At 73.5% G+C, this 19,985-nt stretch carries 20 protein-coding genes; 6 read left to right on the forward strand and 14 right to left on the reverse strand.

Translation table 11 applies throughout. The annotated features are described in order from the left end of the window. Nucleotides 1-45: 45 nt before the first annotated feature. From FB388_RS26360 to FB388_RS26395, 8 genes are all read right to left on the reverse strand, one after another. The gene (locus FB388_RS26360) at nucleotides 46-375 is read right to left on the reverse strand and encodes an antibiotic biosynthesis monooxygenase family protein (RefSeq protein ID WP_142104836.1); all 330 of its coding nucleotides are present in this window, start codon (nucleotides 373-375) and stop codon (nucleotides 46-48) included. A 58-nt stretch (nucleotides 376-433) separates the two neighbouring features. After that, nucleotides 434-952 (reverse strand): GNAT family N-acetyltransferase, encoded by a 519-nt coding sequence (locus tag FB388_RS26365; protein ID WP_142104837.1) that lies wholly within the window; start codon nucleotides 950-952, stop codon nucleotides 434-436. After that, nucleotides 945-2,936: a TIGR03960 family B12-binding radical SAM protein gene (locus tag FB388_RS26370; protein WP_142104838.1), complete on the reverse strand. Its 1,992-nt coding sequence runs from the start codon at nucleotides 2,934-2,936 to the stop codon at nucleotides 945-947. Before FB388_RS26370 ends, FB388_RS26365 begins: the two co-directional genes overlap by 8 nt. Nucleotides 2,937-2,998: 62 nt before the next feature. Beyond that, complete coding sequence (locus FB388_RS26375; protein WP_142104839.1) at nucleotides 2,999-3,775, reverse strand: hypothetical protein; 777 nt, start codon at nucleotides 3,773-3,775, stop codon at nucleotides 2,999-3,001. A 77-nt stretch (nucleotides 3,776-3,852) separates the two neighbouring features. Further along, nucleotides 3,853-4,698: an ABC transporter permease gene (locus FB388_RS26380; RefSeq protein WP_142104840.1), complete on the reverse strand. Its 846-nt coding sequence runs from the start codon at nucleotides 4,696-4,698 to the stop codon at nucleotides 3,853-3,855. Further along, a complete protein-coding gene (locus FB388_RS26385; RefSeq protein WP_142104841.1) occupies nucleotides 4,695-5,525 on the reverse strand; it encodes an ABC transporter permease in 831 nt (276 codons plus the stop codon). Before FB388_RS26385 ends, FB388_RS26380 begins: the two co-directional genes overlap by 4 nt. Then, nucleotides 5,522-6,457 carry an ABC transporter ATP-binding protein gene (locus tag FB388_RS26390; RefSeq protein ID WP_425468572.1) on the reverse strand — a complete coding sequence of 312 codons (936 nt, stop codon included), beginning with the start codon at nucleotides 6,455-6,457 and terminating at the stop codon, nucleotides 5,522-5,524. Before FB388_RS26390 ends, FB388_RS26385 begins: the two co-directional genes overlap by 4 nt. 219 nt (nucleotides 6,458-6,676) lie before the next feature. Beyond that, nucleotides 6,677-7,633, reverse strand: a complete 957-nt coding sequence (locus FB388_RS26395) for a helix-turn-helix domain-containing protein (protein WP_142104843.1) — start codon at nucleotides 7,631-7,633, stop codon at nucleotides 6,677-6,679. A 71-nt stretch (nucleotides 7,634-7,704) separates the two neighbouring features. On the opposite strand from FB388_RS26395, the gene FB388_RS26400 reads away from it, so the two are divergent. The 4 genes from FB388_RS26400 to FB388_RS26415 all read left to right on the forward strand — a co-directional run bounded on the left by FB388_RS26400 (nucleotide 7,705) and on the right by FB388_RS26415 (nucleotide 12,164). Further along, entirely contained in the window at nucleotides 7,705-8,883 is a 1,179-nt protein-coding gene (locus FB388_RS26400; RefSeq protein WP_246122417.1) for an MFS transporter, read from the forward strand. After that, a complete protein-coding gene (locus FB388_RS26405) occupies nucleotides 8,880-10,163 on the forward strand; it encodes an amidase family protein (protein WP_142104845.1) in 1,284 nt (427 codons plus the stop codon). Before FB388_RS26400 ends, FB388_RS26405 begins: the two co-directional genes overlap by 4 nt. Nucleotides 10,164-10,746: 583 nt before the next feature. After that, the gene (locus FB388_RS26410) at nucleotides 10,747-11,325 is read left to right on the forward strand and encodes a TetR/AcrR family transcriptional regulator (RefSeq protein WP_142104846.1); all 579 of its coding nucleotides are present in this window, start codon (nucleotides 10,747-10,749) and stop codon (nucleotides 11,323-11,325) included. Continuing rightward, nucleotides 11,322-12,164, forward strand: coding sequence for an MBL fold metallo-hydrolase (locus FB388_RS26415; protein WP_142104847.1), 843 nt, complete (start codon nucleotides 11,322-11,324; stop codon nucleotides 12,162-12,164). Before FB388_RS26410 ends, FB388_RS26415 begins: the two co-directional genes overlap by 4 nt. Here FB388_RS26415 and FB388_RS26420 read toward each other — a convergent pair. Genes FB388_RS26420 through FB388_RS26430 form a run of 3 tightly spaced genes read right to left on the reverse strand, consistent with a single transcriptional unit; the run spans nucleotide 12,157 to nucleotide 14,274 of the window. Then, nucleotides 12,157-12,645 carry a GNAT family N-acetyltransferase gene (locus FB388_RS26420; RefSeq protein ID WP_170225840.1) on the reverse strand — a complete coding sequence of 163 codons (489 nt, stop codon included), beginning with the start codon at nucleotides 12,643-12,645 and terminating at the stop codon, nucleotides 12,157-12,159. The genes FB388_RS26415 and FB388_RS26420 overlap by 8 nt on opposite strands. Before the next feature lie 26 nt (nucleotides 12,646-12,671). Further along, nucleotides 12,672-13,082 (reverse strand): nucleoside-diphosphate kinase, encoded by a 411-nt coding sequence (gene ndk / locus FB388_RS26425; RefSeq protein WP_142104849.1) that lies wholly within the window; start codon nucleotides 13,080-13,082, stop codon nucleotides 12,672-12,674. A gap of 10 nt (nucleotides 13,083-13,092) precedes the next feature. Further along, on the reverse strand, nucleotides 13,093-14,274 hold the full coding sequence (locus tag FB388_RS26430) for an MFS transporter (RefSeq protein ID WP_142104850.1): 1,182 nt from the start codon (nucleotides 14,272-14,274) through the stop codon (nucleotides 13,093-13,095). Between the two features lie 71 nt (nucleotides 14,275-14,345). On the opposite strand from FB388_RS26430, the gene FB388_RS26435 reads away from it, so the two are divergent. Next, nucleotides 14,346-14,963, forward strand: a complete 618-nt coding sequence (locus FB388_RS26435) for a CGNR zinc finger domain-containing protein (protein ID WP_142104851.1) — start codon at nucleotides 14,346-14,348, stop codon at nucleotides 14,961-14,963. A 4-nt stretch (nucleotides 14,964-14,967) separates the two neighbouring features. Here the strand turns inward: FB388_RS26435 and FB388_RS26440 are convergent, their stop codons facing one another. From FB388_RS26440 to FB388_RS26450, 3 genes are read right to left on the reverse strand one after another with little or no spacing between them, the layout of a single operon-like run. After that, a complete protein-coding gene (locus FB388_RS26440) occupies nucleotides 14,968-15,513 on the reverse strand; it encodes a DM13 domain-containing protein (protein WP_142104852.1) in 546 nt (181 codons plus the stop codon). 37 nt (nucleotides 15,514-15,550) lie between these two features. Further along, a complete protein-coding gene (locus tag FB388_RS26445) occupies nucleotides 15,551-15,928 on the reverse strand; it encodes a DUF4233 domain-containing protein (protein WP_142104853.1) in 378 nt (125 codons plus the stop codon). Then, nucleotides 15,925-17,472, reverse strand: coding sequence for a bifunctional folylpolyglutamate synthase/dihydrofolate synthase (locus tag FB388_RS26450; RefSeq protein WP_142104854.1), 1,548 nt, complete (start codon nucleotides 17,470-17,472; stop codon nucleotides 15,925-15,927). Before FB388_RS26450 ends, FB388_RS26445 begins: the two co-directional genes overlap by 4 nt. On the opposite strand from FB388_RS26450, the gene valS reads away from it, so the two are divergent. After that, complete coding sequence (gene valS / locus FB388_RS26455; protein ID WP_142104855.1) at nucleotides 17,466-19,985, forward strand: valine--tRNA ligase; 2,520 nt, start codon at nucleotides 17,466-17,468, stop codon at nucleotides 19,983-19,985. The two genes, FB388_RS26450 and valS, sit on opposite strands and share 7 nt — an antisense overlap.

Genomic DNA, 19,985 nt, shown 5'->3' on the forward strand with positions numbered 1-19,985 from the left:
GTTGTCCACGGTCTGCTCGAGATCGTGGACAACCGATGGCATCGCCTACTGCGGAGGTCCGACGGACGACGACCCGGCGCCCCGCCCCTCGGTCACCACCTCGTACCAGACCATCTCGCTGCGGCCCTCCTGCAGGCCGTCCATCCGCTTGCGGGACTCGAGGAACCGCTCGTCCTCGTGCCAGGCCTCCCAGTCGGCGCGGCTCTCCCACGTCCCGACGACCGCCCGCTTGTTGACCCCGTCCAGCGGGATGAGCAGCTGGCCGCCCACCCAGCCGCGCTGCCCTCTCGCGGCCGCGAGGCGCTCGCGCATGGCGGCGTCCCACTCGGGCTCGCAGCCCGTCTTCAGCGTGACCTGGGTGACGACGGTCATCATGGGCGCACCATCCTTCGGGCTCGGCTGGTACCGGTTACCACCGATGCGCGCCTCCCAGTCAAGCGGATGGCAGCGTGGACGGGTCGAGCATCAGCAACCCCTCCCCCGCAGGCGCGAACCCGGCGCGGCGGTAGAAGGGCGCGCTGCCGGTGGTCGGCGCCAGGATCAGGCGGCGGTAGCGCCGCGCCTTCGCGTGCTCGACCACGGCCTCGAGCAGCGCGGCCGGCACCCCGCGGTCGGCGAACGACGCGAGCACGAAGGCGTTGCCGACGTGCCCCATCCGCCCGCCCCGCGCGCCCGGCCGCGGCATGTGCACGATCTCCAGCACGTTGATCGAACCGACCGCGGTGTAACCGCTGCGCGGCGAGCCGACCTCGGCGACCCAGAACGTCCGCCGCGGCAGCTCCACCCGCCACCACTGCGCGAACGACGCCTCGAACCCGGGGTCCTCCACCGGGTACCCGAGGCGTTCCTCCAGCCAGGCGCGCCGCAACCCGGCGAGCGCGCTCAGGTCGCGCTCGTCGGCCACGCGGATCGCGACCTGCTGTCCGAACTCGGTATCGGCGACCTCAGCCACCTGCGCCCGCGTTCCCCCTGGCCGACGCCGTCCCTTCGCCCCGCGCACCTCCGGTGAGCGGGTTCACCACCGTCAGCGGCAGCAGCGTGGTGCCGCTGGGGCCGACCTCGATGTCCGTGCCCGTCGACGGGCACACGCCGCAGTCGAAGCACGGGGTCCACCGGCAGTCGTCCTGCTCCCGGCCGGACAGCGCGTCCTGCCAGTCGTCCCAGAGCCAGTCGCGCTCCAGACCGGAGTCGAGGTGGTCCCACGGCAGCACCTCGTCGCGGTCGCGCTCGCGGGTGGTGAACCACGCCAGCGAAACCCCGAGCGGCTCCAGCTCGGCCGTGCAGGCCTGCACCCAGCGCTGGTAGGAGAAGTGCTCGCTCCAGCCGTCGAACCGGCCGCCCTCGCGCCACACCCGCTCGATCACGCGGCCGACGCGCCGGTCGCCGCGGGCGAGCAGGCCTTCGATCAGCGACGGCTCGCCGTCGTGGTAGCGCATGCCGACGTTGCGGCCGAGCCTGCGGTTGCTGTTGACCTTCTCCCGCAGCTTGCGCAGCCGGTCGTCGATCACCTCGGGGGACGCCTGCGCCGCCCACTGGAACGGGGTGTGCGGCTTGGGGACGAACCCGCCGATCGAGATCGTGCAGCGCACGTCGTTGCGGCCGGACGCCTCGCGGCCGGCGCGGATCACGTTGTGCGCCATGTCCGCGATCTGCAGGACGTCCTCGTCCTCCTCGGTGGGCAGGCCGCACATGAAGTACAGCTTCACCTGCCGCCAGCCCTGCGCGAACGCCTCCGAGACGGTGCGGATGAGGTCGTCCTCCGACACCATCTTGTTGATCACGCGCCGGATCCGCTCCGACCCGCCCTCCGGGGCGAACGTGAGGCCGGAGCGTCGGCCGTTGCGGGAGATCTCGTTGGCGAGGTCAATGTTGAACGCGTCGACGCGGGTGCTCGGCAGCGAGAGCGAGGTGTTGGTGCCCTCGTAGCGGTCGGCGAGGCCCTTGGTGATCTCGGCGATCTCGGAGTGGTCGGCGCTGGACAGCGACAGCAGCCCCACCTCGTCGAAGCCGCTCGCGCGCACCGCGGCATCGACCATCTCACCGACACCCTGCAGCGACCGTTCCCGGACCGGACGGGTGATCATCCCGGCCTGGCAGAACCGGCAGCCGCGGGTGCAGCCGCGGAAGATCTCGACGCTCGCGCGCTCGTGCACGGTGTCGGCGAGCGGCACGAGCGGCTGCTTCGGGTACGGCCAGGCGTCGAGGTCGGTGGTGGTGCGCTTGGTGACGCTGCGCGGCACGCGCTCGTCGACGGGCGTGACGGCGGCGATGGCGCCGTCGGGGCCGTAGCTCACCTCGTACAGCGACGGGACGTAGCAGCCGTCGACGCCGGCCAGCCGCAGCAGGAGCTCGCGGCGCCCACCGGGACGGCCATCGGCCTTCCACGCCTTGACGACGTCGGTGATCTCGCCGACCACCTCCTCGCCGTCGCCGATCGCGGCCACGTCGACGAAGTCGGCGATCGGCTCCGGGTTGAACGCGGCGTGTCCGCCCGCCACCACGATCGGGTGGTCGGTGCCCCGATCGACGGCGTGCAGCGGGATGCCGGCGAGGTCGAGCGCCGTGAGCAGGTTGGTGTACCCGAGCTCGGTGGAGAAGCTGACGCCGAGCAGGTCGAAGGCGCCGAGCGGCCGGTGCGAGTCGACTGTGAACGCGGGGACGCGGTGCTCGCGCATCAGCGCCTCGAGGTCCGGCCAGACCGCGTAGCAACGCTCGGCGAGCGCGTCCTGCCGCTCGTTGAGCAGCTCGTACAGAATCATGACGCCCTGGTTGGGCAGCCCGACCTCGTACGCGTCGGGGTACATGAGCGCCCACCGGACGGCGGCCGACTCCCAGTCCTTCACCTGCGCGTTCAGCTCGCCGCCGACGTACTGCACGGGCTTCGAGACGCGCGGCAGCAGCGGCTCGAGGTCCGGAAAAATCGACGGTGCCGTCATGTTTGCCCAGGGTAGCCCCGACCCGATCGGGGCAACCTCGCGGCCAGCCGTTGACCCGGCACTCAGCCCCAGGCGGCGCGCACCGGGAAGCCCGCGGTGCTGATCCGCCGCGCGGTGGCCGCGAGGACGACCACGAGCGCGATCGCGCCCGCGACCACGACGGCCTCCGGCGGGTCGTTGAGCGCGGTGCCCACGAGCGCCCACATCACGGCGATCGCGAACGGCACGACCGCAGTGCCCGACAGCACCGCCCACGACACCGTGGCGGTGACCGCGAGCAGCACGACCACGGCGGCGATCGCCGCAAGCGCCCCGGTGCCGGGCAGGCCGATCCACACGCCGGTGGCCGCGGTGCCCATCGGCGTGGCCATGCAGACCCAACCCGCGTAGAGCGCGACGGGGCCGCGCGCCACGACCCGCTCCACCACGCTCTCGGCGGGCATCCGGCAGTACCGCCCGAACACGAGGGTGATGCTCACGAGCAGCCCGATGAGCATCAGCTGCGCGAGCGGCAGCCAGCCGGCGCCGAACGACAGCACCCAACCCATGTTGAACACGGCCGAGGCGGCCATCCACCACCCCGTCGTGCGGTGGGCCTGACGGGCCCGCTGCGCGGGCAGTGCCTGGAAGACGGCGTAGCCGACGAACCCGACGTAGATCGGCACCCACGCCGCGAACGCCCAACCGGCGGCGAGCAACGGGCTCGGGTACTCGCGCGCGACCGTGCCGACCGTATCGCCGGCCACCGCCGCAACCAGTACCTGCGCAACCGCGAGCAGCGCCACCACCACGTTCCGAACGAGATCGGTCCGGGTGGGGCCCGGCGAGAGGACCGTCATGCCGCCATTGTCCCCCGCCGCGGGCAGTGCTTCAGGCGCTGTGCGCCAGCGGGTGAGACTCGACGGCCCGCGGCGCGCTACCGGAGCAGCAGTGCGTCCAGCCGCCGGGCCGCCACGACCAACCCGACCGCGGTCATGACCACGAAGTAGGCCAGGTGTCCGAGCATCCCGGCGTGCACGGCACCCGTGGTGAGCCCGCGCATCAGCTCCACCGCGTGGTAGAGCGGCAGGCACTCCACCACGATCTGCAGCCACCGGGGGTAGACCGAGAGCGGGTAGAACGTGGTGGAGAACAGGAACATCGGCAGCACCACGAGCGTGACCAGGTCGAAGTCCTGCCACGAGCGCATGTACGACGTGGCGGCCATGCCGACGGCCGCGAACGCGAACGCCACGAGCAGCGCCGCCGGGAGCGCCAGCAGCGCCCACGGCGACACCAACAGCCCGAAGCCGCCCATCACGGCGAGGAAGCCGAGCGCGTAGAGGCCGCCGCGGATGAGGGCCCACCCGATCTCACCGAGCGCGATGTCGACCGGACCGAGCGGGGTGGCCAGCATCGCGTCGTAGATGCGGCCGTACTTGAGCTTGAAGAACACGTTGAAGGTGGAGTCGAACACCGCGCCGTTCATCGCGGACGCCGCGAGGAGACCGGGCGCGATGAACGCGGCGTAGCTGATGGGGGCGCCGTCCGGACCGGGCAGCGTGCCCACCATGGATCCGAGGCCCTGCCCCATCGCGAACAGGTAGAACACCGGCTCGGAGAACCCCGACACGAACGCGAGCCACGCCCTGCGCGACGCGGTGGCCGAACGGATCAGCAACGCGTGCGAGCGCCCCGCGTAGCTGCCGGCCGGCACCAGCAGCCGCAGCAGCGCTGCCGAGGATGCCGCCGGTGTCGTGGCCGGCTCGTCGACCGCGGTCATGGTTGAAGCCTCCGCGTGTACAGGCGGGCGGCCAGCGCCGCGCCGAGCACCACCAGCACGAGCAGGTACGCGATGTGGCCGAGCGCGGCGAGCGGCTGCCACCGGTCGAGCGCGGCGGCGCGGGCGACCTCGGTGCCGTGCCACAGCGGCGACACCCACGCCACCGGCTGCACCCAGTCGGGAAGCCGGTCGACCGGGAAGAACGTGCCCGAGAACAGCGTCATCGGGATGACCACGAACCGGAACAGCACGCTGAACGCCGCGCCCTCGCTCTCGAGGGTGGCCGAGAACGCGGTGACCGGCGCCGCCATCGCGACCCCGGTGAGCACCGCGGCGAACAGCGACACCACGATGCCGGCGCTCTCCACCCCGCCGAACACCGCGATCACGCCGATGTAGACGGCGCCGGAGCCCGCAGTCTTGATCGCCACCCAGGCGAGGTGGCCGAGCGCCACCTGGGCCGGCGAGACCGGACCGGCCGTCATCCCGTGGTAGTGGCGCTGCCATTTGAATCCCGACAGCACCGGGTATGACGACTCGAACGCCGCAGTCTGCACCGCCGACACCGCGAGCAGCGCCGGCGCGAGCCACACGAGGTAACCGACCCCGCCGGTGGCCGCCGCGGTGCCGGCCCCACCCTGCACCAGCGAGCCGAACCCGATACCGAACGCGAGCAGGAACAGCAGCGGCTGCAGGACCGACGACACCACGGTGGCCCGCCAATTGCGGCGGTACCACACCCAGGCGTGCTCGACGACGAGCAGCACGCCCCGCACAGCGCCGGGCGCCCGCCCGGTGGATCGTGCGACGAGGTCGGGAGCGCTCATTCCACCAGGCTCCGGCCCGTGAGCCGGAGGAACACGTCCTCCAGCGAGGAGCGGCGCACCAGCGCCGACAGCGGACGGTGGCCGGCACCGGCGACCGCAGCCTGCGCGCGCTCGCCGTCGGCGGTGTAGAGCAGCAGCCGGTCGGGCAGCTCCTCCACGCGCTCGACGTGGGGCGCGAGGGCCGCCGGGAGACCGTCGGCCGGCGGCGCGGTGCCCGGCGGGAACCGCAGTTCGAGCACCTCCCGCGTGGAGTAGCGCTCGATCAGCTCGGCAGGCGATCCCTCCGCCGCGATCAGCCCGCCGTCCATGACGACGAGCCGGTCGCACAGCTGCTCCGCCTCGTCCATGTAGTGGGTGGTGATGATCTGGGTGACGCCCTCGCGCTTGAGCCGGTAGAGCCGCTCCCACAGCAGGTGGCGGGCCTGCGGGTCGAGCCCGGTGGTGGGCTCGTCGAGCAGCAGCAGCTCGGGGTCGTTGATCAGCGCCCTGGCGATGGTGAGCCGCCGCTTCATCCCGCCCGACAGCGGCTCGACCTCGTCGTCGCCCCGCTCCGCCAGCCGGACGAACTCCAGGAGTTCCTCGGCCTTGGCGCGCACGTGGGCGCGGGACAGGCCGAAGTAGCGCCCGTAGACCTCCAGGTTCTGCCGGACCGTGAGCTCCTGGTCGAGGTTGTCCAGCTGCGGAACCACCCCGATCCGGGCGCGGATGCGCGGCCCGTCGGCGGTGGGGTCCATGCCCAGCACCTGCAGCTCGCCCCCGCTGCGCGGCGAGACGCAGGCGATCATGCGCATCGTGGACGACTTCCCGGCGCCGTTGGGCCCGAGGAAGCCGAACACCTCGCCGCGCGCGACATCGACGTCGATGCCCCGCACGGCCTCGAACGCGCCGAAGCGCTTGCGCAGCCCCCGCGCCTGGACCAGTCCATCCCCCACCCCGAGCACGCTAGCCGGGTTCCCCGACAGAATGCGTGGACGTTTCGGAGGCCCTAGGGCCTGTCCTGTAGGCCCGGGGCCGCGGGCTTCGTGATCGAGATCGTCCCTGGCAAGGCGCCGGCACGAGCCGTTGTACTGGACGTACCCGGTCGTGCCGGCAACGCCGCCAGGGGCGATCTCGGGCGCGAAGAGCGTGGTCCTGGGCTTACAGGACAGGCCCTAGGCCGCGGGGCGGGACCGTCCGTGGAAGGAGCGGCGGTAGGCGTCCGGCGCGACACCGAGGGTGCGGTGGAAGTGCCTGCGCAGCGTGGCGGCCGTGCCGAGGCCGGTGCGGGCCGCCACCTGCTCGACGCTGTGGTCGGTGGTCTCCAGCAGCTCCTGCGCCCGGTGGACCCGCTGGGTCAGCAGCCACTGCAGGGGCGTGGTGCCGGTGGCGGACCGGAACTGCCGGGTGAGCGTGCGCTCGCTCATGCGCGCCTGGCGGGCCAGGTCCGTGACGGTCAGCGGCTCGTCGAGGCGCTCGAGCGCCCAGCCGAGCAGCGCGCCCAGCCCACCGTCCACCCCGGATGGCACGGGGGCGGGGATGAACTGGGCCTGCCCGCCGGACCGGTGCGGCGGCACGACGAGGCGGCGGGCGAGCGCGTTGGCGACGGCGCTGCCGTGGTCGTTCCGGACGAGGTGCAGGCACAGGTCGAGGCCTGCGGCCTTGCCCGCGGACGTGAGCACGTCGCCGTGGTCGATGTAGAGCACGTCGGGGTCGACCTGCACCCGTGGGTGGCGGCGGGCCAGTCGCTCGGCGTGCATCCAGTGGGTGGTGGCCCGCCTGCCGTCGAGCAGGCCGGCCGCCGCCAGGACGAAGGCGCCCGTGCAGATCGACGCGACCCGCGCCCCGGCCTCGTGCGCGGCCCGCACCGCGTCCACCAGCTCGGCGGGTGGTGGCTGTTCGACGTCGTGGTTCCACGGCACGATGACGGTGTCCGCGGTGACGAGCCGGTCGAGCCCGTGCGGCGTGCTCACCTGGAACCAGCCACCGATGCTCACCGTCGCAGGCGCGCAGACCACGAAGTCGTACCAGGGGTCGGCGAGGTCCGATCGGTGCAGTCCGAAGACGTCGTGCGCAACGGCCACCTCCAGCAGCGACTGAACTCCGGCCACGGCGAGGGCGACGGTGTGCATGTCCGGAACTGTACGCATGTTGGCGTTCCGGTCACTCGTGGTGCGGCCTGCGACCGCGCAGCATCTCCGCCGTGGAGCAACCGGGAGTGCTGCAGTGGCAGCGGGACAAGGTGTGGTGGGGAGCCGGAGCGGCGGTTGCGGCGGTGGGCTGGGGCGCGCAGCAGTTCGCCCCGCTCCTGCTGATGTACCGCTCCGAGCTGGGCGTCGGCGCCGCGACCGTGCAGGCCGTCTTCGCGATGTACGTCGTCGGGCTGGTCCCCGGTCTGCTGTTCGGCGGCCCCGTGTCCGACCGGTACGGCAGGCGACCGGTCGTCCTCGCGGCGCTGGCCGCGTCCGTGGCCGCCTCCGCACTCCTGCTCGTCGGGGGTCACGGCGTCGCGTGGCTGTTCGCGGGCCGGCTCGTCGCCGGGTTCGCGAGCGGGGCGGGCTTCAGCGCGGGTGCGGCCTGGATCCGGGAGCTCAGCGCCGGGGCGGGCGGCGAGCACGGCCCGCGGCGGGCGACCGTCGCGATGACCGTGGGGTTCGGCCTCGGCCCGCTGGTGGCCGGGGTGCTGGCGCAGTGGGCGCCGGCCCGCACGGTGCTGCCCTACCTGCCGCACCTGCTGCTGACCCTCGCCGCCCTGCCGCTGGTGCGCCGCACCCCCGAGACGCGCACCCCCGTGGCGGGCGAGGGACGGCTGCGGATCCCCGACATGTCGGCACCCCGGTTCCGCACGGTGGTCGCGCCGCTGGCGCCGTGGGTGTTCGGCGTGGTCGCGGTCGGCATCGCCTACCTCCCCGCGCTCGTCGAACCCCAGCTGGGCGCGTACGTGCTGATCTTCTGCACGCTGGTCACGCTGCTGGGCGCCGCGTCGGGGATCGCCGTGGTGCCCGTGGCCCGCCGGGTCGCCAGGCGGGGCAGCCGCCGCCTCCTCGGTACGGCCATGGGCCTCGTGGTCGCCGGCCTCCTCGTGGCGGCCCTCGCCGCCGCCACCAGGGACCCGCTCCTCGTCGTCGTGGCGGTCCTCGTGCTCGGCGCCGCCTACGGGTGCTGCCAGGTGTGCGGCCTCGCCGAGGTACAACGCATCGCCCCGCCGGGACAGCTCGCCGGCCTCACCGCGGCCTACCAGGCGATCTCCTACCTCGGCCTCGCCGTGGCGGTCCCACTCGCCGCCGTCGACCACCTCGTGCCGCCCACCGTCCTCCTGCTCGGCCTCGCCTCGCTCGCCGCGATCACGCTCGTGCTGACGATCCGGAGCACCGCACGATGAGCGACCAGGTCGAAGCCGCGCTCCGGCGCGCCCACGACACCGCGGAGCTCAACGCCTTCGTCACGCTCGCGGACGCCCCGGCCAGGGCGACGGATGGGCCGCTCGGTGGCGTCCCGATCGCGGTGAAGGACAGCATCCACGTGGCGGGACTCCCCTGCACCGGCGGAACCCCCGCCCTGCGCAACTGGCACCCGGCCGCGGACGCCGCGATCGTGACCGTCCTGCGCAAGGCCGGAGCGGTGGTCGTGGGCAAGACCGGCATGCACGAGCTCTCGGCCGGGATCACCTCGAACAACCTCGCGTACGGCGCCGTGCGCAACCCCCACGACCCGCGGCTGATCGCGGGCGGGAGCAGCGGCGGGAGCGCGGTCGCCGTCGCGGCGGGCGTCGTGCCGGTGGCCCTCGGCGCGGACACCGCGGGGTCGGTCCGGATCCCGGCCGCGCTCTGCGGGTGCGTCGGCTTCCGCCCGACCACGGGCCGCTACCCGAACGACGGCGTGATCCCGCTGTCGGCCACCCGCGACACCGTCGGCCCGATCACGCGGACGGTCGCCGAGGCACTCCTCGTCGACGAGCTGGTCACCGGCGTCCGCAGCGCTCCGGTCGAGCTCGCCGGGCGACGCCTCGGCGTGCCCCGGGCCTACTTCTACGACGACCTCGACGCCGGGACCGCCGCCGTGATCGACGAGGCGCTCGGGCGGCTGTCCGACGCCGGGGCCGAGCTGGTCGAGACGACCGTCGAGGACCTCGAGGAACTGCTGCTCCCCCACTCCCTCGCCCTCACCCTGCGCGAGTGGCCCCGCGAGCTGGGACTGCACCTCGCCCGCCACCGCTGCCCGCTGACGCTCGAGGAGGTCGTCGACGCGATGGCCGGTCCGGTCGAGCGCGGGTGGCTCGCCGACCAGCTCTGGGGCGATCCCGTCCCCGACACCCACCACGTCGAGATCCTGGAACGGGTCCGGCCCGCCCTCGTGGCCCGCTACGCCGACTGCATCCGGCGCGACCGGCTCGACGCGCTGGTGCTACCAACCACCCGGCTCCCCGCGCGGCCGATCGGCCAGGACGACGAGGTGCTGATCAACGGGCGGCCGGTCGGCACGCTCCAGGCGTACCTCCGCAACACCGACCCCACCTCCTTCGCGGGGCTGCCGAGCATCTCGGTGCCGGCCGGCCGCACGGCGTCGGGGCTGCCGGTCGGGTTGTCCTTCGACGGCCTGCCCGGCACCGACTCGGCCCTGCTCGGACTCGCCGCGGCCTTCGAAGGGCTCGACGCCGGGTAGGGCGGTCTCCAGGCCAACCTCGCACCAGGCCTTCGGTGGCGCCGCGCATCGTGCGGGGCCGCTTCGCGGGCAGGCCACGGGCCTGCCCCTTTCGGCGCGCGGCGCCACCGAAGGCCGGTCTCACGGGCATGATCAGCGTTTCGGCGCGAAACCCGACGCCCTGCGTCGGGAAACGCACCCAACTGGTGATCTTCGCAGCTCACGCACCCCTTTCTCCGTTGATGCACCCCGTCGACCGGTCGCATGGACCGAAACGCGGCGCGTGAGCCGAAACCGGGTGCGCAAGGGACAAGGAGATGCCCGACACCGGCCTCCTGGCGGCGCCGCGCACCCAAGGGGCAGGCCCTTGGGCCTGCCCGCGAAGCTTGCCCTCAGGGGCCGCAGAGGCTCGCAGGTCAAGGGTCGCGCCAGCGATCGCGGAGCGACGCGCAGCGCCCTTGAGCTGTGAGGGCGGCCCCGCACAATGCGCGGCGCCGCCAGGAGGCCCTGGAAAGGCAGACCTCGAGCCAGAAGGCCTTGAGCCAGAAGGGCGCCGCCGTCAACCCCCCTCGACGCCAAGTAGACCGGTCTCTATAGTTCAGGGATGCCGAGGCGATCAGACACCCGGGAGCGGGTGATCCGCACCGCGGCAGGCCTGTTCCGCGCCCAGGGCTACCACGCCACCGGGCTCAACCAGGTGCTCGCCGAGGGCGGCCTGCCGAAGGGCTCTCTCTACTTCCACTTCCCCGGCGGCAAGGAGCAGCTCGCGGTCGAGTCGGTGCAGCTCTCGGGCCGGGAGCTGGGTGAAGGGATCGCCGCGGCGCTCGCGTCCACCCCGGAGCCGGCGGACGCGCTCGCGCGCGTCCTGGCCCTGCTCGGCGAGCACCTCGTCGCCACCGGTTTCCGGGAGGGCTGCCCGGTGGCCACGGTCGCGCTCGACGCCGCCGCGCAGAGCGAGCCGATCCGCGCCGCGTGCGCGGACGTCTACGACTCGTGGCAGGACCTCGTGGCCCAGCACCTGCGCGCGGCCGGCGTCGCCGACGCCGAAGGCCTCGCCACGGTGCTGGTCGCCGCCGCCGAGGGCGCCATCCTCCTCGCGCGCACCCGCCGGGACGTCACGCCACTGCAGACCGTGGGGACGCACCTGCGCGCCCTGCTCACCCCGGAACGGAGACCGGAATGAGGATCCACCACCTCAACTGCGGCACGATGCGCCCCTACGGCGGCCGGCTGGTGAGCGGGAGCGGATCGCTGTTCGCGACCGCCGAGATGATCTGCCACTGCCTGCTGGTCGAGTCCGACCACGGGCTGGTCCTCGTCGACAGCGGCTACGGCACCGACGACGTCCGGAACCCGGACGCGTCGCTCACTCGGTCGTTCCGGCGGCTGGCCCGGCCGGTGCTCGACGAGTCCGAGACCGCGCTGCGGCAGGTCGAGGGGCTCGGGTTCCGCGCAGAGGACGTCCGCGACATCCTCCTCACCCACCTCGACCTCGACCACGGCGGCGGGCTGCGGGACTTCCCGCACGCGCGCGTGCACGTGCTGCGCAGCGAGCTGGAGGCGGCGCGCTCGGCCCGCACGTCCGGGGAACGCACCCGCTACCCGCGGGCCCAGTGGGCGCACGGGCCGCAGTGGGTGACGCACGATCCGCAGGGCGACGAGTGGTTCGGCTTCGCCGCCGTCCGCGACCTGCCGGACGTTCCGGCGGACATCCGGCTGGTCCCGCTGACCGGCCACACCGTCGGTCACACCGGCGTGGCCGTGCGGGACGGGGACGGCTGGCTGCTGCACGCGGGGGACGCGTACTTCCACCACGACGAGATGCGTGTCGAGGCACCGGGCTGCCCGCCGGGACTGCGCTACATGCAGGCGCGGATGGAGACCGCCCGCGGGCTGCGCCTGGCCAACCAGGAGCGGCTGCGCGAGCTGGTGCGGGAGCACGGCGACCAGATCACGATCTTCAGCGCCCACGACCCGGTGGAGCTGCGGGCGCTGCAGCACCACCGGGCAGGCGTCAACTGAGGCGCAGCTGGAACCAGTGCTCGTCGCGCAGGTCGTCGGGCCCGATGCGCAGCGCGTCCGGGAACAGGCCGACCTGCGTCCAGCCCTGCTTCACGTAGAACGCGGGCAGGCTGGTGCCGCCGCGGGTGGAGAGCAGCAGCTGTTCAAGACCCAGTTCCGTCGCGTGGGCGACGGCGGCGTCGAGCAGCGCCTTGCCCCACCCGCGCCCCTGCAGGTCGGGGTGCACCATCAGCTTGAGCACGTCGGCGCGATGCAGGATCACGGGCCGGTCGCCGCGCCGGAGGAAGACGGTGCCGGCGAGCGTGCCGTCGGCGTCGAGGGCGATCAGGTGCTGGCGGCCTGCCCGCACGTCCTCGACGAGCGCGACGGCGGCCGCCCTGATGTCCGCCTCCGGCGCGTCCGGCGCGAAGCCGACGGCCCCGTCCGCGCGCGTGACCGCCGTCCAGAGCGAGCCCAGCTCTGCCGCGAGTCCCGGCCGCACCCCGGTGACGGGATACGGCCCGGAGATCACAGGTTCGGGAACCAGAGCTTGATCTCCCGTGCGGCGCTCTCCGGCGAGTCGGAGCCGTGGACGAGGTTGTACTGCGTCTCCAGGCCGAAGTCACCGCGGATGGTGCCGGGGGTGGCCTTCTCGACCGGGTCGGTGCCGCCCGCCAGCTGGCGGAACGCGGCGATCGCCCGCGGGCCTTCCACGACGGCCGCGAGCACCTGGCCGGAGGTGATGAACTCCAGCAGGTCGCCGAAGAACGGCTTGCCGTCGTGCTCCGCGTAGTGCTGCTCGGCGAGCTCGCGGGGGACGGTGCGCAGCTCGAGGGCGACGACGTCGAGCCCCTTGCGCTCGATGCGGGAGATGACCTCGCCGATCAGGCGGCGCTGCACGCCGTCGGGCTTGACGAGGACCAGGGTGCGTTCAGTCACGCGCGACACCCTATCGGCGGGCGCCGAGCAGGCCCGGCGAGGTGGCGGCGACGAAGGTCGCGCCCCCTGCGACGGCGGTCGCGCCGCAGGCGAGCAGCGTCGCCGGAGCGCCCCAGTGCTGCACCGCCAGCCCGGCGAGGCCGCCTGCGAGCACCGCCCCGGCCGCGTTCGCGTTGGAGTACAGGGCCATCGCCCGTCCGGTGGCCGGGGCGAGCGCGTCCTGGAAGAAGCGGATGCCCGCCGCCCCGACCACCGCGATCGCCACGCCCCTCGCCACCTGAGCGGCCAGGAGCAACTCCATGCCGTCGGCCAGCACCGCGAGGACGCAGAACGCGGCGAAGGCGCCCATCGCGGCCGCGATCAGCCAGCGCTCGCCGCTGCGGGCCGGGAGCCGGGCGAGCGCGAGCGCAGCCACGACCTCCACGGCCGCGCAGGCGCTGTAGAGCAGGCCCACGGCGCTCGCCGGGAGGCCCAGGCCGCGTGTGACGTGCAGCGGCAGCGCCACGGAACCGGCGTACGTCGCGAGGTAGAACAGCATGACGGCCACGACGAGCAGCGCGACGGCGGCCGGACGGGCGGACGGGCCCGCATCCCGGCGCACCGGGACGGTCTCCCGCGCCGGGGGGCGCGGGCTCGGGACGGTGAGGGTGACCACCGCGGTGAGCGCGAGGACGGCCGCCGCCGTCCAGAAGATGCCGGTGTACCCCGCGGTGGCGAGCACCGCGGCGCCGGCGAGCGGACCGACCGCCCAGGCCAGCGACCACCCCGAGCGCAGCAGCGGGGCGGACCGGCGCCCGGTCGACCCGTCGCCGAGCACCACCCGCGCGAGCGCGAACAGCTGCGGGAACGCTGCCCCGACGGCGGCCACGAGGGTGCCTGCGATCAGGAGCAGTAGCGGAAAGGCCGATGTCCCGGGAAGCAGCACGAACCCGAGCGCCCCGAGCGCGGCGGCACCCGCCGCGTAGACGCGCGTCGGGGCCCGGTCGAAGCGCCGGGCCGCGACCAGGCTGATGACCATCCCGCCTGCGGCCGGCGCGGAGGTGAGCAGGCCGACCTGGACCGGCGTCAGGCGCGCCTCGTCGGCCGCGAACAGCACCAGGTAGGAGCCGACCATCGAGTCGGCGGTGCCGAGCAGCAGCACGGCAGCCGCGAGCGCGGGGAACGGGCCAACCTGGCTTCTGTTACCAGTCATCTGCGCCACGGCGGAAACCGTGGCACGCGAGTCGTCCCCTCGCAACCGGTGAAGGGCCGTATGGTGGAAACATGGAGCAACCGCGGGAGTTGCCGATCGTCGGCGGCCACCTCGCACTGGACTTCGCGAACACGGTCGACGACCCGCTCGGCCCCACTCGGCACGACCACGCCGCCACCTACCCCGACCTGGTCCGCTGGTCCCTGCGGGTGGGCACCCTCGACGAGCAGCGGGCCGCGGGGCTGCAGCGGGCCGCCGAGCAGGCGCCGGAGGCCGCGGAAGGGGCGCTGCGGCGGGCGCACGAGCTGCGCGACGTCCTCAACGACCTCTTCGGCGCCGTCGCCGACGGCGCGGACGACATCCCGGCACGCTGGACGCGGCTGCGCCCCTTCGCCGCCGCCGCCGTCGCGGCCGCCGACCTGGACAGCGGCGAAGGGCCGCACCGCTGGTCGTGGTCCGGAGCCGACGACCTGGAGGGGGTCCTGCACCCGGTGGCAGCGGCTGCCGCCGATCTTCTGGTCAGCCCCGAGCTCGGGCGGGTCAAACGCTGCGCGCGCTGCCCGTGGCTCTACGTGGACCGCTCCAAGAACCGCAGCCGCCGCTGGTGCGACATGGCCGACTGCGGCACCGCGGAGAAGATGGGCCGCTACGTCGCGCGCCGCGCGGCGAGGCGGCGTGCGGGGCGATAGGGGCTCACGAGGCGACCGGCTCCAAGGTGGCCGCGGCGAACGACACGGCGAACCGCTGGCACCAGATGCTCACGCTGGACAGCTGCGCGAGGTCGACCTCGGGCGGAAGCGGGTAGTTCGAGCTGCCGATGTTGCCCTTGAGGTCGCCGAGATCGACGTGACGGCCGTCGTCGAACACGTGCCACCCGTCCCGGCCCGCGATCACCGGTGCGTCCGTGATCCAGACCTGGAGGTCCGGTCCGTTGCTCGTGTCGAGGTCCTCCAGCCGCAGCACGCGGGACCCGTCCGGCAGCTCGAGGACGAGGACGGAGCCGCTGCTCTCGTGCTCGTGGGCGACCAGCTCGCCGCGGGCGAGCACGATCGGCTCCGCCGCCGCTTCCGGTGGCGCCGGCGCGGCCGGTGCGGCGGTCGGCAGCGCCTCGGCCACGCGCTCGTCGACCACGAGCTTCCACGGCTGGAAGAGCGCGAGTGCCACCACCGCGAGGCCCACCCCGACGGCGAGCAGTGCCCGGACGACGGGACGGCGGAACAGCGGTGTGCGGGTGGCCATGGTGCCGAGCGTGCCCGACGCCCCGCGGAGAAGACCCTTACGGTTCTCGGACCTGCTGGCTGGGCAGCTCGCCGCGGGCCATCTTGCCCATGAGATCGCGACGCAGCAGCAGGATCCCGGCCCAGACCAGCGCGAACACGACCCCCATCACGCCGAGCGCAGGCACCAGCAGCCCGCAGGCGATCATCACGGCCTGGAGGCCCAGCGCGAGCCGGAGCCCCCACGGCCGCCGCTGCAACCCCGCCGCGACGACCATCGCGACGGCCAGCGCCGCGATCGCCGTGACGCCGAACGGGGTGGCGCCCTCGCCGAACTTCGGCAGCACGAGCAGGGCGAGACCCACGACGATCGCCTCGAGGGTGAGTGTGGCCGCGTACACGCCCCGCAGCCCCTTCATCGGGTCGGGAGCGGTCATGCCGGCTCCTTGCCGAACAGCGTCCGCACCTCGCCCGCCGTGACCACGGAACCCGTCACGACGACGCCGACCCCGGACTCGCCGCCCTCCTCGGCCAGCTCGCGCGCCTGGTCGACGGCCTCCCGCAGCACCGGTTCGACGCTGACCCGAGCGGACCCGAACACCTCGACGGCGAGCGCACCCAGCTCGTCGGGGTCCATGGAGCGGGGCGAGGAGTTGGCCGTGATCACGACCTCCTGCAGCACGGGCTCCAGCTCGGTGAGGATGCCGCGGACGTCCTTCTCCCGCATCACGCCGAGCACGCCGACGAGCCGGGTGAAGCGGAACTCCGACACCAGCGAGGCGGCGAGCGCGCGGGCGCCGTGCGGGTTGTGGGCGGCGTCGGCGAGCACGGTGGGCACGCCCTGCCCGGCGGCGAGCCGCTCCAACCGTCCCGGGGACTGGACGCGCTCGAACGCGGCCCGCACGACGTCGGCGTCGATGGGCTGCTGCGGGCCCGCGCCGACCAGGGCCTCCGCGGCGGCCAGCGCCAGCGCGGCGTTGTTCGCCTGGTGCTCACCGTGCAGCGGGAGGAACACGTCGTCGTAGGTGGCGCCGAGGCCCTGCAGCACGAGCCGCTGCCCGCCGACGGCGATCTCCCGCTCGCGCACGCCGAACTCGACGCCCTCGCGCGCGACCTGTGCCTCCACCTCGACGCAGCGCTCCAGCAGGACGTCGGCGACCGCCTTCTCCTGGGCGGCCAGCACGGCGACGGCGCCCGGCTTGATGATCCCGGCCTTCTCGCGCGCGATGCCGAGGATGTCGTTGCCGAGGTACTCGGCGTGGTCGAGGCCGATCGGGGTGATCACCGCGACGGAGCCGTCGGCCACGTTGGTGGCGTCCCACCGCCCGCCGAGTCCCACCTCGACGATCGCCGCCTCCACGGGTGCGTCGGCGAAGGCCGAGAACGCCATCGCCGTGAGCACCTCGAACTTGGAGAGTGAGACCCCTTCCTTGAGGTCGACCAGCTCCACGAACGGCTTGACGTCCCGGTAGACCTGAACGTACTTCTCGGGCGTCACCGGGCGGTTGTCGATGTTGATTCGCTCGGTGGCGCGCTGCAGGTGCGGGCTCGTGTAGCGGCCGGTGCGCAGCCCCACCTCGGTGAGGATGGCGTCGACCATGCGGGCGGTGGAGGTCTTGCCGTTGGTGCCGGTCAGGTGCACCACCGGGTAGCCGCGGTGCGGCTCGCCCAGCACGTCCACGAGCGTGGCGATCCGGTCGAGCGACGGCTCCATCACCGTCTCCGGCCATCGGCGGTCCAGCTCCTGCTCGACCGCGAGGAACTCCGCGAAACCCAGCGTGGACGACTGGGCGGGCACGACATCGGGGGTGTCGCCGCCGCGGATGGCGTCGAGGACGTGCGACACCACCGCGTCCTCGGGCGTGGGAAGCTCGCCCTCTCCCTCGGGCAGCTCGTCGCGCTCGTCGCTCACCCCCGCGAGTCTACGAGCCGGGATCTGCGAATCCCGCTGGCCGGTCTGCGTACCGTTGCGGCATGACATCGCCCGTTCCCGCCCTGCCGGAGCGGCCCACGATCGACGGCCTCGAGCCGTTGTGGGCCCGCCGATGGGACGAGCTGGGCGTATACCGGTTCGACCGCACGAGCCCGCGGGAAGCGGTGTTCGCGATCGACACGCCGCCGCCGACGGTGAGCGGTTCGCTGCACGTCGGGCACGTGTTCTCCTACACCCACACCGACGTCGTCGCGCGCTACCAGCGGATGCGCGGGCGGGCGGTGTTCTACCCGATGGGCTGGGACGACAACGGCCTGCCCACCGAGCGGCGCGTGCAGAACCACTTCGGCGTCCGCTGCGACCCCGCCCTCCCCTACGAGCCCGGGTTCGAGCCGCCGGATCAGCCCGGCGAGCGCCAGGTCCCGGTGTCCCGGCGGAACTTCATCGAGCTGTGCGAGCGACTCACCGCCGACGACGAGGTCGCGTTCGAGGAGCTGTGGCGCCGCCTCGGGCTGTCGGTCGACTGGTCCACGACCTACCGCACGATCGGCACCGGTGCCCGGGTGGCGGCGCAGCGGGCGTTCCTGCGCAACCTCGCCCGCGGCGAGGCGTACCTGGCCGAGGCCCCGACGCTGTGGGACGTCACGTTCCGCACGGCCGTGGCGCAGGCGGAGCTGGAGGACCGGGATCGGCCCGCCGCGTTCCACCGGCTGCTGTTCACCCGGGCCGACGGCGCCGACCTGGAGATCGACACCACCCGGCCGGAGCTGCTGCCGGCGTGCGTCGCGCTGGTGGCCCACCCCGACGACGAGCGGTACCGCCCGTTCTTCGGCACGAACGCGCGCACCCCCGTCTTCGACGTGGAGGTGCCGGTGCTCGCCCACCGCGCCGCCGACCCGGAGAAGGGCACCGGCATCGCGATGGTCTGCACGTTCGGCGACACCACCGACGTGCTGTGGTGGCGCGAGCTGCAGCTGCCCACGCGCACGGTCGTCGGGCACGACGGCCGGTTCCTGGCGGAGCCGCCGGACGGCCTGGACGGCGACGCCTACGGGCAGCTGGCCGGGGCCACGGTGCACACCGCGCGCGAACGGGTGGTCGCACTGCTGCGGGAGCGGGGCCGGCTGGTCGGCGAGCCCGAGCGCATCACCCACGCGGTCAAGTTCTACGAGAAGGGCGACAAGCCGCTCGAGATCGTCACCACCCGCCAGTGGTACGTGCGCAACGGCGGCCGCGACGCCGACCTGCGCTCGGCCCTGCTGGACCGCGGCCGCGAGCTGGCGTGGCACCCCGCGCACATGCGTGCCCGCTACGAGAACTGGGTGGAGGGGCTCAACGGCGACTGGCTGGTCAGCCGGCAGCGGTTCTTCGGAGTGCCGTTCCCCGTCTGGTACCCGCTCGACGAGCACGGCGAGCCGGCGTACGACCGCCCGATAGCCGCCGAGGAAGCCGCGCTGCCGGTCGACCCGAGCACGGACGTGCCCCCCGGCTACACCGAGGCGCAGCGCGGTGTGCCGGGCGGCTTCGCAGGCGACCCGGACGTCATGGACACCTGGGCCACCTCGTCGCTCAGCCCGCAGATCGCGGCAGGCTGGTGCACCGACGACGACCTGTTCCGGCGGGTCTTCCCGATGGACCTGCGCCCGCAGGCGCACGACATCATCCGCACCTGGCTGTTCGCGACGGTGCTGCGTGCCCACACCGAGCACGGCACGCTGCCGTGGCAGCACGTCGCCATCTCCGGCTGGATCCTCGACCCGGACCGCAAGAAGATGTCGAAGTCCAAGGGCAACGTCGTCACGCCGCTGGCGTTGCTGGAGCAGTACGGATCGGACGCGGTGCGGTACTGGGCTGCCGGTGCCCGGCCCGGCACCGACACCGCCTTCGACACCGGGCAGATGAAGATCGGCCGCCGCCTCGCGATCAAGGTGCTCAACGCGAGCCGGTTCGCGCTCTCCACCGGAGCCGCACCCGGCGGGGTCACGGCGCCGCTGGACCGCGCCCTGCTCGCCGAGCTCGCCGACACCGTCGAGGCCGCCACCGCCGCGCTGGAGGACTTCGACCACGCCCGCGCCCTCGAGGTCACGGAGCGGTTCTTCTGGCACTTCTGCGACGACTACCTGGAGCTGGTGAAAGCCCGCGCGTACGGCGAGCACGGTGCCGACGCCGCCGCATCGGCCCGCGCCGGGCTGGCCACGGCCCTGTCGGTGCTGCTGCGGCTGTTCGCGCCGGTGCTGCCGTTCGTCACGGAGGAGGTCTGGTCGTGGTGGCAGGAGGGCTCGGTGCACCTCGCCCCGTGGCCCGACGCCGCGGAGATCCGCGCCCACGCAGGCGACCCGGGAGTCCTCACCGCCGCCACCGACGTCCTCACGGCCGTGCGCCGGGCGAAGTCGGAGGCGAAGGTCTCCATGCGCACCGACGTCAGCAAGACGGTGGTGACGGCGCCGCAGGCCGTCCTCGCCCGACTCGCCCTCGCAGAGACCGACGTGCGGGCCGCTGGCCGGATCCAGGAGCTCGACGTCCGTGAAGGCGAATCCCTGGAAGTGGGCGTCAAACTCTGA

Origin of the sequence: Pseudonocardia cypriaca, from assembly GCF_006717045.1 — a bacterium.
GTDB classification, from domain to species: domain Bacteria; phylum Actinomycetota; class Actinomycetes; order Mycobacteriales; family Pseudonocardiaceae; genus Pseudonocardia; species Pseudonocardia cypriaca.

What these genes read in the sequence shown, in the direction of transcription:
- FB388_RS26360 (WP_142104836.1), bottom strand. Translation starts at nt 375, where the DNA reads ATGATGACCGTCGTCACCCAGGTCACGCTGAAGACGGGCTGCGAGCCC.
- FB388_RS26370 (WP_142104838.1), bottom strand. Translation starts at nt 2,936, where the DNA reads ATGACGGCACCGTCGATTTTTCCGGACCTCGAGCCGCTGCTGCCGCGC.
- FB388_RS26375 (WP_142104839.1), bottom strand. Translation starts at nt 3,775, where the DNA reads ATGACGGTCCTCTCGCCGGGCCCCACCCGGACCGATCTCGTTCGGAAC.
- FB388_RS26380 (WP_142104840.1), bottom strand. Translation starts at nt 4,698, where the DNA reads ATGACCGCGGTCGACGAGCCGGCCACGACACCGGCGGCATCCTCGGCA.
- FB388_RS26385 (WP_142104841.1), bottom strand. Translation starts at nt 5,525, where the DNA reads ATGAGCGCTCCCGACCTCGTCGCACGATCCACCGGGCGGGCGCCCGGC.
- FB388_RS26395 (WP_142104843.1), bottom strand. Translation starts at nt 7,633, where the DNA reads ATGCACACCGTCGCCCTCGCCGTGGCCGGAGTTCAGTCGCTGCTGGAG.
- FB388_RS26405 (WP_142104845.1), top strand. Translation starts at nt 8,880, where the DNA reads ATGAGCGACCAGGTCGAAGCCGCGCTCCGGCGCGCCCACGACACCGCG.
- FB388_RS26410 (WP_142104846.1), top strand. Translation starts at nt 10,747, where the DNA reads ATGCCGAGGCGATCAGACACCCGGGAGCGGGTGATCCGCACCGCGGCA.
- FB388_RS26415 (WP_142104847.1), top strand. Translation starts at nt 11,322, where the DNA reads ATGAGGATCCACCACCTCAACTGCGGCACGATGCGCCCCTACGGCGGC.
- FB388_RS26430 (WP_142104850.1), bottom strand. Translation starts at nt 14,274, where the DNA reads ATGACTGGTAACAGAAGCCAGGTTGGCCCGTTCCCCGCGCTCGCGGCT.
- FB388_RS26435 (WP_142104851.1), top strand. Translation starts at nt 14,346, where the DNA reads ATGGAGCAACCGCGGGAGTTGCCGATCGTCGGCGGCCACCTCGCACTG.
- FB388_RS26440 (WP_142104852.1), bottom strand. Translation starts at nt 15,513, where the DNA reads ATGGCCACCCGCACACCGCTGTTCCGCCGTCCCGTCGTCCGGGCACTG.
- FB388_RS26445 (WP_142104853.1), bottom strand. Translation starts at nt 15,928, where the DNA reads ATGACCGCTCCCGACCCGATGAAGGGGCTGCGGGGCGTGTACGCGGCC.
- valS (WP_142104855.1), top strand. Translation starts at nt 17,466, where the DNA reads ATGACATCGCCCGTTCCCGCCCTGCCGGAGCGGCCCACGATCGACGGC.
- FB388_RS26450 (WP_142104854.1), bottom strand. Translation starts at nt 17,472, where the DNA reads ATGTCATGCCGCAACGGTACGCAGACCGGCCAGCGGGATTCGCAGATC.